Below are 15360 nucleotides of genomic sequence, written 5' to 3'. Positions count from 1 at the left end.
ATTATCTTTTTAAATTATGCTGCTTGGTGCATGAAGGCCAAAAAGTGGTTGATATAATGAGTTGCTGTGGTCTGATCGACCTGTGTCCCTAACTTTTCCAAACGTTTATAGCCCAAATGCGTCGTCATGTTGATGACTCCGTTAAGAGTTTTATCGACAACCAAATTAAATTTTAAACGCTTTTTAGGTTCACGTACTAGGCTTGTTACGCCTAAATCCACAATTTGTATGAGCGTTTCAAATGCAGCCGTAATGCTTTGCATATTACCGTCACGAATTTGCTGGGTAAGGGTTTCGGCTTGTTGTACGAGTTGAAGTGTGACCGGATAGGTAATATAAACTTGCTGCCCTTGCTCTTTCATGAGAGATGTCATGTAGTCAACTAAAGGTAAAAGACGTTCATTTCCAAAGAATGAAACTGACCAAGGCATGTATTTTCGAAAAGTCTCTAAAACTTGCTGAATAACTTTTTCAGACTCAGCTTGTTGTTTTGGAGACATGCTTGCATTTCCTGACTGTAAAAGCACAGAAAAAACCTGCTCAATAATTTCACAAGAAAGGTCAGACAATACATCCCCCAAAACTTTTGCCTGACTTTGGCTTACTCCATCATGTAGTTTTTGCCGAATGGCCTCGAATTGGGTATAAGTCGAATCGGAAATTTTCAAAAAAACTTCATAACTCATCAGCAGCATCCTTTTTCAATTCTTTTGTAATTTTTGTGCCGTGTCGCCACACGATTAAATTGTGATCCATCTTTCATAAATCTACCGTTTTTTGAAAAAAATACAAAACCGTTTATCTGTTTTCAGCACATTAATTTCGAGGCATTTTTTTGCTACAATAGATGCAATTTTTTATGCATATTCGATCTAAGCTACTATGACTGATGCTCAAACCGCTCAAAATATTGCAACCACATACGATCCAACCGAGATCGAAAAGAAGTGGTACAAAACGTGGGAAGAACAAGGTTACTTCAAACCTTCTGGTCACGGTGAATCATTCTGTATCATGATTCCACCACCAAACGTCACTGGTAGTTTGCACATGGGCCATGGCTTTAACAATGCCATTATGGATGCCCTCACCCGTTATAACCGCATGATGGGTAAAAACACTTTATGGCAACCGGGTACAGACCATGCTGGTATTGCAACTCAAATGGTTGTTGAGCGTCAACTTGGCTTACAAGGCGTAACTCGTCATGACTTAGGCCGTGATAAGTTCATCGAAAAAGTTTGGGAATGGAAAGAACAATCTGGCGGCACGATTACGAAACAAATTCGTCGTTTAGGTTCGTCTGTAGACTGGTCGCGTGAACGCTTCACGATGGACGAAGGTTTATCAAACGCAGTTAAAGAAGTATTCGTTCGTTTGCACGAAGACGGTTTAATTTACCGCGGTAAGCGCCTTGTAAACTGGGACCCTAAACTGCAAACAGCACTTTCTGATCTTGAAGTAGAAAGCAAAGAAGAAAAAGGCTCACTTTGGCACTTTAAATATTTCTTTGAAGACAAATCTGTTAAAACTCAAGACGGCAAAGACTATTTAGTCGTTGCAACGACTCGTCCTGAAACTTTACTGGGCGATACTGCCGTTGCCGTTCATCCAGAAGATGAGCGTTATGCGCACCTTGTTGGTAAAAACATTGTATTGCCAATTACAGGTCGTTTAATTCCGATCGTTGCTGACGACTACGTTGAGAAAGACTTCGGTACTGGCTGTGTAAAAATTACCCCTGCTCATGACTTCAATGACTATGACCTAGGTAAACGCAATAGCTTGCCAATCATTAATATCTTCAACAAAAACGCCGAAGTTTTAGGTGAGTTTGAATATATTGCAAAAGCTGGCGAACAAATTTCTAAAACCATTACTGCACCTGCGGAATATGCTGGTTTAGAACGTTTTGCTGCACGTAAAAAACTAGTTGCTCAAGCTGAAGCTGAAGGCTGGTTAGATCAAATCCAACCGTATGACTTAAAAGCGCCACGTGGCGACCGTTCAGGCGTGATCATTGAGCCATTACTGACTGACCAATGGTACGTGAAAATTGCGCCGCTTGCTGAACCTGCAATTGAAGCAGTTCAAGATGGCCGCATTAAGTTCGTTCCAGAGCAGTACAGCAACATGTACATGGCGTGGATGCGTGATATTCAAGACTGGTGTATTTCACGTCAGCTTTGGTGGGGTCACCGTATTCCAGCTTGGTACGATGCGAATGGCAACATCTATGTTGGCCGTAACGAAGAAGAAGTACGCGCGAAAAATAACATCGCTGCTGACGTTGAACTTAAACAAGACGAAGACGTTCTTGATACATGGTTCTCATCTGCACTTTGGACATTCTCAACTTTAGGTTGGACTGGCGACGCACAAAAAGATGCAGCAAATGATTTCTTAAAAACCTTCCACCCAACAGATGTGTTGGTGACTGGTTTTGACATCATTTTCTTCTGGGTTGCCCGCATGATCATGATGACCCTACACTTCATGAAAAATGAAGATGGTTCATCGCAAGTTCCATTTAAGACTGTTTACGTTCACGGCTTGGTACGTGATGGTGAAGGTCAAAAAATGTCGAAGTCTAAAGGTAACGTACTTGATCCATTAGACTTAATTGACGGTATTGATTTAGAAAGCTTAGTTGCAAAACGTACAACTGGCCTAATGAACCCTAAAGATGCAGCGAAGATTGAAAAATCAACGCGTAAAGAGTTCCCAGAAGGCATTAATGCTTATGGTACTGACGCAGTTCGTTTCACGTTCTGTGCACTTGCAAACACTGGTCGTGATATCAAGTTCGACTTAAAACGTGTTGAAGGCTACCGTAACTTCTGTAACAAAATCTGGAACGCAACTCGTTTCGTTTTGATGAATGTTGAAGGCCAAACTGTTGGTCAAGAAGCGCGTCCTGATCTATGGGAACTTCCAGAACAATGGATTATCAGCCGTTTGCAAAAAGCAGAAGCTGCTGTACATCAAGCGTTTGCAACGTATCGTTTAGACCTTGCTGCTCAAGCGATTTACGACTTTATCTGGAATGAATACTGTGACTGGTACGTTGAGTTAACTAAACCAGTTCTGAATGATGCAGAAGTTTCAGAAGAGCGTAAAGCTGAAGTACGCCGTGTATTACTTGCAGTCATGGAAGCTTCTTTACGCTTGGCTCATCCGCTTATGCCATATTTGACAGAAGAAATCTGGCAGACTCTTGCACCAATGCTTGGTCAAGGTGGCCCAACCATTATGACTGCTCAATACCCTATTCCTGAGCAAGCAAAAATCAATGAACAAGCTGAAGCAGACATGCAATGGCTTCAAGGTTTGATTGGTGCAGTACGTAACATTCGTGGTGAGTTGGGCTTAGGTAATGCACGCTTGTTGCCAGTATTACTTCAAAACACTTCTGATGCTGAACGTGAACAAATTATTCGTATTGAAGCGTTGTTCAAAGCATTGGCTAAAGTTGAAAGCATTGAGTTCTTGAATAAAGACCAAGAACCACCTTTGTCTTGCTCTAGTGTTGTTAGCCATGCATCGGTATTTGTACCAATGAAAGGCTTAATTGACCCTAAAGCTGAGCTTGCTCGTTTGCAAAAAGACTTGGATAAAATCCAAAAGCAACACGACCAAATCGCGGGCAAACTTGCAAATGAAGGCTTTGTTTCTAAAGCACCAGCAGCTGTTGTTGAAGGTGAAAAAGCCAAACTTGCTGAGTTTGCTGCTCAATTAGAGAAAGTTAAAGCGAACATGGAGCAAATTGCTGCGTTTTAAGCTTTTTTAGTCGAATAAACCCAGAATCTGTGCAAGCAGGTTCTGGGTTTTTCTATATTTAGAAATTACTTTTTTTGTAGAATCAGTATATGAAGATGCCATGATTTTATATAACCACTCAGCAAAGGTAATTTTTCATCAATTTCTTTATGAAACAATAAATTAAAATCGCATAAAAACAAATCGCCTATATCTTGGTACGTAAAACCTATAAATTTTTTAGGTTCTCTAATAACCCATTCATCTTGAGTCCCCAATAAATCAACTACCAGAATTCCGCCATCAGGAAGTGCATTTATAATTCGTTTAATTACACTATAAAAATAGCTTGGCTCACAAAAGAATAGACTTGATGAAGCAATAATTAAGCTTGCAGACGGGAAATTAAAGTCTTCAAAAGATTCATGATAGAAAGTAAATTTAGAGTCATCTTTGAATCGCTCAGCACAGACTTTTTGTGCATCAATTGAAATATCAAAAGCATGAACATTAAATCCCTTTGAGAGTAGATAAGCAGATTCATTGCCAGCGCCACAGCCGCAATCTATAGCAATTAAAGGTAAGTTAGGAAAATGACCTAAAGCCTTCTCTAAAATAGGTCTATGTTTAAGTTCTCTTGATAATTGAATAAATTTTTCATTCATAAATCCGATCTTTTAATTTTTATAATTCCCACACTATATTTTATAAAAAATCCAATCTCAACGATTTCTTATTTCAGAAGCTACTCTCTCACAACCTCATCACTAGTATGGTTATGGCAGCAAATAAAGTATAAATCTAATTATTGCTGCCATAAGTTGAATACGCCAATAGGCTTATCAAAGATAATTAAAGCGCCCCATGCCCCAACAACATCTCTAACCCACTCACCTTTTTCATATGCTTTAAACGCTCTTTTTCCCACTTCAACTGTTGTTTTAACTCAGCACAATCAGCATCGACAGCTTTATAAACATCACTAATATGTACATGCTCTGCTTTTACATTTTTTGCTAACTGAAAAGAATCTAAAATCTCAGCAATTTGGCTTTCAAGCTGCTGACTTTGTGCATCTAATGCCAGTTTATAAAACCGCAACTGCTCAGCAGATAGTTCTTTAGCGCCTACCCCTTTATTCTGTTCAAGCTGTAACTGGAGTTTGAGTAAATAAAACAAATCCTGCTTTTCATAGGCCTGACTTGCCTGTTGAAACAACTCAGTTTTTTCCTGTTTCTTTGTTTCATCTTGTTCACGGTCTGGGTGAATCATCGCGGCAATTTTTAAATAGACTGTTTTGAGTGACTGCGCTGCCATTTGCTCAGCTTGTTCGCGTTTTTGTTGTTGTCTTTGCTGTTTGGCTTGTTCTCGCGCTTGATGTTGCTCAGCCGCATACTGTTCAAAGTCTTCATCAAATTCTGCACTTTGCTCAGTGCTTTCTTCATATTCAGATTTTATTGGCTGAGTTTTTTTATTCTTTTTTACCGACTCTTGTGTATGTTGCTGATAAAAGGTATCAATCTGCTTCACCAACTCCAACTGTTCAGCAGATAGCATTTTGGAGCGCTTCAACATTTGTGCAAGCTGGGCAATTTTTTCGTCTAGTTGTTGCATGTTTGCTTTGGAAAACTCATGGCTATGTAACATATTCCAAAGTTGCTCTAACTGTTGGAATAACACTTCATGCAAATCGCCATACACAGGCATCAGTTTTTGCCGTATATGCTGTTCAATCTCAGCTTGCGCATTTTGCCATGTGCTCAGGCTAACTTTTTGTTGCTCTATTTTATCAATCAGGCGATTCAGTTTTTTCTGCTGTGCAGACGGCTCAGACCGCTGCTGCAGGCTCACTTTGAGATCAAAGGACATACTCATCCACCTGAAAAAGAAAAAAGTGTAGCAATAATTATATGAGGAAGGTAGCAAAGCATTCTTTAAATACGAGTCAGTCTAAAGTTTATATTTTAAGAAATCCACCAAATCACCATTGGCAAAGTCACGGCAGCACATAGAGTTTGAAAGCTAATCACGGCAGCCATGAGCTGACTATCGCCACCTAAAACTTTGGTTAAAATGTAGGAAGCGGAAGCAGTCGGTAGTGCAAAGAAAATAACTAAAATTTGTGTTTGCAAACTTGGTAAAGCAAACCACATGCAGACCATATAAGCCAAAGCAGGAACTGCTAAAAGTCGTGCAAACGTGTCTGCTGCCAATACCACAATGTCTTTTTTAATTTGCATAAACTGTAAAGCTGCGCCAACACATAACAACCCTAGTGGCAAACTCGACACTGAAAAAAGCTTAATAAACTGAGTAAAGCCTTCCCAAATCGGGATATGAAGCGCATTGATTGCTGCCCCAACCACACAAGATACAATTAAAGGATTTTTAAGGAGTGCAATCAAAACAGGTTTAATTGCCATGTGTTCTTTAGAGGTTAGAGCAAGCACCGAAATAACATTCACAAGCGGAATGCAAAGCGCCAATAAAATTGCCAGAATTGCCATTCCTTCACTTTTAAAAAGCGAAGTCACTAAAGCCAAACCAATATAGGTATTAAAGCGAACCATACTTTGTACATGCACACCAAAACGTGCAGGCGGTATGTGCCAAAACATTCGGAGTATGTATAAAAAGGCGGTGACTGCCAAAACCACAATTAACATCGCAATAATGGCTGTACTCAAGCTTTGTAAATCAATTTTCGCGGTCGATAGCGTACTAAAAAGCAAAGCAGGAAATAAAATATAGTAATTGAGCTTCTCTGCCCCAGCCCAGAACTCATCGCTAAAAAAACGATATTTTTTAAATAAGTATCCCGATGCAATTAATGCAACTAAAGGAAAAAGAGATAAAACAATGCTATTCATTTCTTTACTCGAGTTTTGTTGAGGCTTAATGTTTTTAGCAATGACCTTGGCTTACTCATATATTAAAGATAATGAAAACTCATGATAAAATGAGTTTTTACTCATAATAAGTACAATATGACATTTACCCAGCTTGAAATTTTTGCACTCATTGCTGAACTAAAAAGCTTCACTGCTACTGCAGAAAAGCTGGGAATTTCGCAGTCGGCAGTTTCTCATGCACTTAAATCATTAGAACAACAATGGGGCATTAACCTAATTTCAAGAACCCAAAGTGATATTGAACTCACCACGACAGGTCAGCAGCTTCTTACTCATGTAAAAGAGTTATTGAGTATTTCCGATACATTAGAAAAAGAAGTGGCGGCCATCCACGGTTTAAATGAAGGAACATTACGTATAGGGTCTTTTGGGGCTTCATCCTCTATTTATCTATTACCTGAAATTTTAGAAACCTTTCGGCAACGCTACCCTAAAATCGAGATTTATATTGATGAAGGTGAGGATAAAGAAGTTGCTCAATGGCTATTAGAACGGCGCATCGAAGTTGGTTTTTTGATTATGCCAGATGAGCGTTTTGATACATTCCCATTAATTGAAGATCGTTTTGTTGCCCTAATTCCGAGCCACTACCCGCTCGCACAACAACTCTATATTGATCCAGCACAACTAGAAAACTGTCCTTTCATCATGACAATGGCTGGTAGTAGATATCAGGTCGAATTAATTTTAAAAAACTTTAATGTGAAACCAGACATCAAATTTTATGTGTCACAAATTTTGAGTATCGTCAGCATGGTTCACAATCAATTAGGGGTGTCCATTGTTTCTGATATGGTCATCACCAAAGAGTTACTCTCACTTTATCCAAACGTAGTTAAACGCCCTTTTAAACCGAACCTTAAACGCTCAATTGGCCTTGCAGTCAAAAATAAAAAGCATATGAGTCCTGCTGTGAAAGCATTTATTGAAGTTGCTCAATCGGTTTGGTCAGATCATTAATTAAAAATAGGTAATTCTTTTTAAACTTTGATCACGAACTCTTTCAGGTCATTTTATAAGCGAATTAGATGACTTTTAACGTAAAAAGCGCCATAACTGCCCTATCTTAACCAGATCAACGCACCATTTATCGCCAAAAACCACTTATTTAATCCAAATTGGTGCGCTTATTGCATATTCACTTTTATGCAATTGAGTTTGTTTCGACAAACTTAGGTTTTTAGATTCCTTAAATCTATTTTGGTGCAATTTACAGACCCAGATTTGTTCCAAAATGGAATTTAGCACTTTTTTCGAGCATGCTATGCAAAATGTAGATCTATTTTTCTTATTACTTGGTGCTGTTTTGGTTCTTGCCATGCACGCAGGTTTTGCATTCTTGGAACTTGGTACGGTTCGCCATAAAAATCAGGTGAACGCACTTAGTAAAATTCTGACTGACTTTGCCCTTTCTGCAATCGCATATTTCTTTGTTGGCTACTACATCTCTTATGGCCAGCACTTCTTCCATGATGGTACGGTTTTATCAAGTGATCATGGCTACAACCTCATGCGTTGCTTCTTTTTACTTACTTTTGCTGCGGCAATTCCTGCCATTATTTCGGGTGGTATTGCTGAACGTGCAAAAATGCGTTCACAAGCAATTGCAACACTCGCTTTAGTTGCGCTGGTATATCCATTTTTCGAAGGTATAGTCTGGAATGGCAACTACGGTCTGCAAAAGTGGTTAGAAACAACCTTTGGCGCAGCTTTTCACGACTTTGCGGGTTCAGTCGTAGTTCATGCCATGGGCGGTTGGATTGCACTTGCTGCTGTCATTCTATTGGGTGCGCGTTCTGGTCGTTATAAGAAAGATGGTCGTGTAAGTGCTCATCCACCTTCTTCTATTCCATTTTTGGCACTTGGCTCATGGATTTTAATTGTCGGCTGGTTTGGCTTTAACGTGATGAGTGCTCAGCGTGTTGATGCTATTTCTGGCTTAGTTGCCATTAACTCACTTATGGCAATGGTTGGGGGTACAATTACAGCCAATGCGATTGGGAAAAATGACCCTGGTTTCTTACACAACGGCCCACTTGCTGGTTTAGTCGCAATCTGTGCAGGCTCTGACATTGTTCATCCAATCAGTGCACTTGTGATTGGTGGTGCAGCTGGGGCTATGTTTGTGTATCTATTCACTTATACTCAAAACAAACTTAAAGTTGACGATGTGTTAGGTGTATGGCCTTTACACGGCGTATGTGGCGCATTTGGTGGTATTGCAGTAGGTTTATTTGGTCAACAATGGCTTGGTGGCTTAGGAGGTGTCTCATTCATCTCTCAACTCATCGGAACAGCGCTCGCGATCGCTATTGCGCTTGTCGGCGGCTTTATTGTTTACGGTTTACTTAAAGCGACCATTGGCATTCGTTTATCTCAAGAAGACGAGTTCCGTGGTGCAGATTTGTCTATTCATAAAATTTCAGCAAATTCTGAAGAAGGTATGTTTTAATGCTGTGTAGGCACGACAGAGTCTTTTCTTCTGTAATAGCAAATAACATCAGTCAATTACGTTACTTTTGTTTCGGCATGAGTAGCGTCTAAAGCTACGCAAGACCAAAACCATTTCCATTCACAAAACCTGTTCCTTGTTTATTACTATTCAAATAGTTTGCAAAAACTTTAAACTTCTTATGCTCAACAGGTTGTGAATGGATACACTCACTTATCATTTTGGTCACGAAATTAAATTTAGTTTAAGAGCAATTTAAGTTTTATTTTATGTAATGCCTTTACTCACAATCTAATTGATGTTGCATGGCATGAATCAGCAAAAACAATTTTTCCAGATTAATATCATTCTTCTGTTTTTCAGTTTTTTTCTGCTTTTAATTGTTTTTCCAGTGGGTGGGAAAATTGATATGTACCTCATCCAGCCTTGGATTGATTCAACAGGTCATTTTTTCAATCGAGACAATTGGTATCTAGAAAGACTTAATCATGAAATTGTAAAACAGATCATTACTGGCATTTATGTCATCTTTTTGGGTCTATGGCTTGCATCATTTAAAGTTGAGAAATTAAAGCTTTATCGCTGGCAATATGGTTATATGTTTTTCGTGAGCATGGTTGGCAGCGCACTGGTTGGTCTCTTAAAATCACAATCTGCTCATGCCTGCCCTTGGAATATGGTTCATCCTAACAGCTTAGGTGGCTATATTTGGGACTTTACTGCGAAACATGGGCATTGCTTTCCGGGTGGACATGCAAGCGCTGGCTTTATTTTAATGACAGGTTATTTTGTTTATCGTCTTGAACAACCCAAACGTGCCTATTTTTATCTCATTTCAGGCATTTTATTAGGCTTTATGATGGGATGGGCACAAATGATGCGTGGAGCACATTTCTTGAGTCATAATTTATGGACTGGTTGGGTCATTTGGGCCGTAAATATCTTATTTTATACCGTTTGTATTCATCGCTTTGAGTTTGAAAAACGAATCAAACAAGAACTTGTCTAACTCAAGTCCTTGTTTCGTGAACATTTAAAATCTTTGGAAGTTTAACCAAAACCGAAAGTCCACCAAGCTCTAAACTTCTGTCTAGTGTCAAAGTCCCACCTAAACGTTGAGTTGCTCGGTCAACAATGGATAGACCTAAACCACTCCCCACTTCAAGATGATGATGTACACGATAAAAACGTTTTAGAACTTTATCATAATGTTCTGGGTCGATCCCCGCGCCGCTATCTTCAATTTGTATACACGCATCGCCATCTGTAGCAGTGAAAACAGAAATATTAATCATCCCTTCATGAGGCGTGTATTTGATTGCGTTATCAATTAAGTTAAAAATAATTGAATGAACTGTTGGTTCGACACTATGCATTTCAATTGGTTCATTACGAACAAACCCTAAATCGATTTCTTTTTGCATAGCCAGATTAACAAGCTGTTCAACACAATTTAAAGCGACATCATTAAGCTGAAAAGCCCTCGTCGGTTCAATCACACTTAAAGATACATCCTGCTTAGCTAGCGCTAAAAGCTGTGTCACCAAGTGCTGAATACGCGCTAATCCTTTACTCAAATTTTGCAACGATTCCTGCTCAGGAAACTGACTGATTAAAATTTTAGTTTGTAAATTCAGAGCAGTCACAGGGGTTCTGAGTTCATGGGCTGCATCTGCAATAAACTGTTTTTGCTCGTTTTGTGCCTTAGAAATGCGCTCAAAAAGACGGTTCATTTCATCAATTGTGGGTAACAATTCTTGAGGATAATCTACAACTTCAATAGGTGTCAGTTCTTCTGAATCACGATGAGTCAGTTCATTTTTAAAGTCATCGATGGGCTTCAGCCCACGACGAATAATTGCAGCTAAAGCAAAAATCGCAAATGGTAAGATAATCAAATATGGAATGAACATGCTACCTGCAAGTTCCCAAGCAAAAGCCTCACGAACCTTTTCTTGCTGGCTAATCTGAATCTGGTAATCCTTTAACGGTAAAACATAGGTACGGATTAAGCCGTTACTGGTTTTATGTGAGTAAAAGCCAGCTTGTGTAACAGGTGGAACCAATAAATGGAGATGGTGTGATAAATGGGCTTGATCTTTATAAGCCCAAATATCTACAAATAGATCTTCTTCATGATAAGTTTTATGAAAATCAAACTCACTGCTTACCGTTTTTAATGGATATTCAGCTGTTCGCTCAGCTAAATAACGCATTTGCGTATCTAAAATTTCATCAACTTCTTGCAGTGCAACTTTATACGCACTAAAAATTAATATACAACCTAAGATGACACTGAAAATTGAGGTGCCCCAAATCAGTCGTTTTTTTAATGAATAATGCACTGTTAAGAAGTTCCAAAATTAAGTTACGATTGCCCTAAACGGTAACCCAATCCTCGAATAGTTCGGATAAAGTCTTTCCCGAGTTTAGCTCTCAGGTGATGCACATATACTTCAATCGTATTACTGGTTACATCACTATCGAAATCATATAACTTATCTTCAAGATTTGCTTTAGAAAAGATTTTATTTGGGTGACTCATTAAAGGAATCAGAATTGCCCATTCACGATTAGACAAATCAATACGCTGTCCTTTAAAGGTGGCAATATGTTGTTCAACATTTAAAACCAGATCACCACTTTGTAATAGTTGCTCATGATTCGCAAGCTGAGCCTCTACGCCACTACGGCGTAATAGCGCATGAATACGGGCAAGTAACTCATCAAACTCGTATGGTTTGATCAAGTAATCATCTGCACCATGGTTTAAGCCATCAACACGGTTTTGTAACTGATCTCGCGCTGAAATAATTAAGACGGGAGTTGCTGCTCTTTGGCGAATTTGCTTTAAGACTTGCATGCCATCCATCATAGGTAGCCCTAAGTCCAAAAGAATTAAATCGAATTTATTTTTAGCCAACTGAGCCAGACCGTCTAAGCCATTATTGACCCACTCCACTTCAAATTGATGATATTGCAGCAACGTTATTGTTGACTCTGCAATCATAAAATCATCTTCAATCATCAAGATTTTTGTCATGTTCTAGGCTCGCTTTAATTCACATGGGCACAAGAGTGCAGCATATCCAGTTGAGGGTTGATGACCTGAGTTTTTACACCTAACAAACTCAGTAAGCTTGGGAATAAATTATCCTGACTTAACTTTTCTTTAGTTTGTTGGCCTAAACAACTCACTTGTGCAAGGTTGTGTTGTTTCCAGCTATCAGAAAACCACATTATCATTGGTACATGCGTTTGTTGGGTCGGTGCAATTGCATATGGTGAACCATGTAAATATAAACCATGTTCACCCGTCGATTCACCATGATCAGATAAATACCATAAACCTGTTTGATATTTCGATAATTCTTTTAGGTTATTAATGATCTGACTTAACACATGGTCTGTATATACAATCGTGTCATCATAACTATTTAATAACTCTGTTTGAGAACAACCCTGTATCGCATTAGTATCACAAGTCGGTTTAAACGGTTGATACTGGGCAGGTGCACGCTTGTAATAGGCTGGACCATGACTTCCGACTTGGTGTAAAACAATGAGTCGCGGACGAGTGTCTTCTTTAGGAATAGTCGCTAAATACTCATTTAAGCTATCGATTAAAATATCGTCATAGCATTCGCCATCTTTACACCATTTTTGCTTTAACTTTTCTGGTATTTTGTACTGTTCAACACGATCACAAGTGCCCTTACAGCCAGAGTTATTATCAATCCAAGTTACTTGGTAACCCGCACGTTTAGCAATGTCCAATAGACCTTCACGGTGACTTGCTAGTTGTTCATCGTAGTCAACACGAGGCATTCCAGAGAACATACATGGAACCGACACAGCAGTTGCTGTACCGCATGAGCTGACTTGGGAAAAATTCAAAATATCTTGTTTAGAAAGTTCCGGATTCGTATTTTTCGAATAACCATTTAATGCAAAACTTTCTGCACGGGCAGTCTCACCAACAACGAGAACCATTAATTTAGGCAAGTTGCTTTGTACTTGCTGAACTTGATGAGCATCTTCTCCATAATGTATAAGTGGCAAGTTCTTCTTAGGTGCCATTTTGTGGTAATAAGACATTAAGGAAGAAATGCTATTTTGTGGTGAGATCATACCTTTCAAATCACGATGCTCACGAAAAATAGATGCAAAATCAACATAATAAACAAATAGTAAAACACCCACGATTGCACATGAGGCTACAATCGAACCAAGCTTTTTCATTAATAAGTAAGATACTTTTTCTTTTTTAAACTTTACCAGAGTAATTAAAATAATAGGCAAAACAACAAAGAAAACTGTCCAAAGCCCGAAACGTAATGAAATTAAATCAGAAACTTCAGATACATCAGTTTGTATCATATTTTGAATCTGATCAGGTGAGATAATTACACCTAATGTATTGACGAAATAAGAGCTAAAACCACCAATCACGATGAGTAAAATTGCAAAAATTTTAGCGGTCCATTTCCAGTTTAAAATCTGTAAAAGCGCATAATAAGCAGCAACCACAATAACTACTGTAGCAGCTAAAAATAGAATAGCCTTTATTCCAAAATATGGAGTTAAAAGATGCACTTGGTGATAAAAACCAATATTTAGAATTGCCCCTAACCAAATGGCTATAATCAAATTAAACATAAACAGCGAAATCTGCTTATGTTTTAAAGTAGAAAAAAAATTCAGCATCTTGGGTGACTACAATCTTTTTATGATGCTCTAATGTAGAAATTGAAACTTAAAAATGACTTAAATAAAAAATGATCTAATTCAGAAGCTTTAAAGCATGCTAATTCTTTTAATTTATATAAAAAAAGACGAGGTTAGATTTAACCTCGTCTTTTGAGCTTTTAACTAAATATTGTTTTTAGAAACTGTATTTAGCCATTAAACCAACACGGTTGTCTTTGTAATCATCACCAGCAAAGGTTTCGCGTTTACCATTAACATATTCAATACCTAAGTCAATTGGTTTAACTGGTGTATAAATGACGTTGAGCCATGCTTGCTGAACTTTTTCATTACCCGCAGTATATGCTTTAGCATAGTCTGTGCCATCATCAGCGAATTGAGCACCGTATGCTAAAGTAGCACGTAGGTTAGGTAAAATCTTATAAGTTCCACCCACTTGTACAGCTACAAATTCATTTTGCTCAATATTATCATTAACTAAAGTATAAGCAGAATTACTACCATATAAGTAGTTACTGTTACCTACAACATAAGAAGCATCAGCAAAGAGTTTTAAAGGATCTGCTACTTTAAAGTCAGTACCTGCAGCAACGCCCCACCCAGTCTGGTCATCGCCCTTTCCTGATTTGTAGTTTTCAACAAAAGCTCGAGCAGAAGCATTACCATTACCACCAGCATAACCTTGAGTAATTTTAGCTGTTAATACAGGTAATCTATATTTAACTGAGTCACCTGTTGCTGAACTATTACCTTCCTCAGCTGAAACAAATAATTGAGTCGCAGGAGCTAATTTATAGTTATAACGTACTTGTGGAATACGTGTTGTACCACCACCAATGTTCGTCGAAAAGTCGATCATTTCTGGTGCGTGGCTCGCCAAGAAGTTAGATGTAGTTTGACCAAACAACCAGTTGTTATAAGTTAAGTAAGCATGACGAATACGTACGTTTTCAGATTTGTTATTGTCACCACTTGCAAAGTCCAACTCAATTTTACCACCAACTTTGGCATTGCTTACAGGAGCAGTAAAATCTAAACCTAGACGAGTCGTTTTAGCAGTAGCACGCAATTTATCTTTTGCTTCACCATTAGACTTACTTACATCAGCGAAGTCACCATCCGCACCTTCGATAATATAGTTAGCATCGCCACGAACAAAACCATATAGATTCACATCAGCACCAGTTTTAGATTTTAATGATGCTAATGGAGAAGCTGGTGCAGCAGCTTGAGGTTGTGCCTTAACTTCAGCTAACTGTACTTGCTGTTGTTGCTGTACTTGCTGTTGTTGTTGCTGAACTTGACGTTGTTCTTGAATTAAAGCTTTTAACGCTTCAACTTCTTTACGAAGCTGTTGAATTTCCGCTTTGTCGGAAGTCGCAGCATGTGCCCCACTCATCATTAAAGCTGTAACTGTAAGAGCTAAACTTTTAATAACGAAAGATTTACGATTAAGGAATAGATCCATCAAAAACTCCTAAAAATATATTTTATGTTGCCTATCCATGCCAAGTTGATTTACGCCAT

Annotated in this window: 13 protein-coding genes; 4 read left to right on the top strand and 9 right to left on the bottom strand. The window is 38.5% G+C overall.

Annotated features, from left to right (window positions below):
- Positions 1 to 14: 14 nt before the first annotated feature.
- Entirely contained in the window at positions 15 to 686 is a 672-nt protein-coding gene (locus F928_RS05395) for a hypothetical protein (RefSeq protein WP_002116504.1), read from the bottom strand.
- A gap of 196 nt (positions 687 to 882) precedes the next feature.
- Here F928_RS05395 and valS point away from each other — a divergent pair, with 196 nt between their 5' ends.
- Complete coding sequence (gene valS, locus F928_RS05390; protein ID WP_005072876.1) at positions 883 to 3780, top strand: valine--tRNA ligase; 2898 nt, start codon at positions 883 to 885, stop codon at positions 3778 to 3780.
- 65 nt (positions 3781 to 3845) lie between these two features.
- Here the strand turns inward: valS and F928_RS05385 are convergent, their stop codons facing one another.
- The 3 genes from F928_RS05385 to F928_RS05375 form a co-directional block, all read right to left on the bottom strand.
- Positions 3846 to 4424, bottom strand: a complete 579-nt coding sequence (locus tag F928_RS05385; RefSeq protein WP_005072874.1) for a class I SAM-dependent methyltransferase — start codon at positions 4422 to 4424, stop codon at positions 3846 to 3848.
- A gap of 187 nt (positions 4425 to 4611) precedes the next feature.
- On the bottom strand, positions 4612 to 5628 hold the full coding sequence (locus F928_RS05380; protein ID WP_005072871.1) for a hypothetical protein: 1017 nt from the start codon (positions 5626 to 5628) through the stop codon (positions 4612 to 4614).
- A 95-nt stretch (positions 5629 to 5723) separates the two neighbouring features.
- Positions 5724 to 6629: an AEC family transporter gene (locus F928_RS05375; protein WP_005072869.1), complete on the bottom strand. Its 906-nt coding sequence runs from the start codon at positions 6627 to 6629 to the stop codon at positions 5724 to 5726.
- Positions 6630 to 6746: 117 nt separating this feature from the next.
- Here F928_RS05375 and F928_RS05370 point away from each other — a divergent pair, with 117 nt between their 5' ends.
- Together F928_RS05370 and F928_RS05365 are read left to right on the top strand one after the other, a co-directional pair.
- Positions 6747 to 7631, top strand: a complete 885-nt coding sequence (locus F928_RS05370) for a LysR family transcriptional regulator (protein ID WP_005072867.1) — start codon at positions 6747 to 6749, stop codon at positions 7629 to 7631.
- 304 nt (positions 7632 to 7935) lie between these two features.
- A complete protein-coding gene (locus tag F928_RS05365; RefSeq protein WP_005072865.1) occupies positions 7936 to 9123 on the top strand; it encodes an ammonium transporter in 1188 nt (395 codons plus the stop codon).
- A gap of 94 nt (positions 9124 to 9217) precedes the next feature.
- On the opposite strand, the gene F928_RS22315 is transcribed toward F928_RS05365, so the two are convergent.
- On the bottom strand, positions 9218 to 9352 hold the full coding sequence (locus tag F928_RS22315) for a hypothetical protein (protein WP_014207507.1): 135 nt from the start codon (positions 9350 to 9352) through the stop codon (positions 9218 to 9220).
- 69 nt (positions 9353 to 9421) lie between these two features.
- Between F928_RS22315 and F928_RS05360 the strand changes: the two genes are divergently transcribed.
- Complete coding sequence (locus F928_RS05360) at positions 9422 to 10132, top strand: phosphatase PAP2 family protein (protein ID WP_005064477.1); 711 nt, start codon at positions 9422 to 9424, stop codon at positions 10130 to 10132.
- A gap of 1 nt (position 10133) precedes the next feature.
- On the opposite strand, the gene F928_RS05355 is transcribed toward F928_RS05360, so the two are convergent.
- The 4 genes from F928_RS05355 to F928_RS05340 all read right to left on the bottom strand — a co-directional run bounded on the left by F928_RS05355 (position 10134) and on the right by F928_RS05340 (position 15301).
- Entirely contained in the window at positions 10134 to 11468 is a 1335-nt protein-coding gene (locus F928_RS05355; RefSeq protein ID WP_005072863.1) for a two-component system sensor histidine kinase PmrB, read from the bottom strand.
- Positions 11469 to 11491: 23 nt separating this feature from the next.
- Entirely contained in the window at positions 11492 to 12166 is a 675-nt protein-coding gene (locus tag F928_RS05350; protein WP_002116411.1) for a DNA-binding response regulator PmrA, read from the bottom strand.
- Between the two features lie 14 nt (positions 12167 to 12180).
- Complete coding sequence (gene yjdB, locus F928_RS05345) at positions 12181 to 13830, bottom strand: phosphoethanolamine transferase (RefSeq protein ID WP_005072860.1); 1650 nt, start codon at positions 13828 to 13830, stop codon at positions 12181 to 12183.
- Between the two features lie 178 nt (positions 13831 to 14008).
- A complete protein-coding gene (locus tag F928_RS05340; RefSeq protein WP_002116353.1) occupies positions 14009 to 15301 on the bottom strand; it encodes a DcaP family trimeric outer membrane transporter in 1293 nt (430 codons plus the stop codon).
- Between the last annotated feature and the right edge of the window lie 59 nt (positions 15302 to 15360).

It is taken from the genome of Acinetobacter pittii ATCC 19004 = CIP 70.29, assembly GCF_000369045.1.
Lineage (GTDB): Bacteria > Pseudomonadota > Gammaproteobacteria > Pseudomonadales > Moraxellaceae > Acinetobacter > Acinetobacter pittii.
This window is presented reverse-complemented; position numbering and strand designations above follow the sequence as displayed.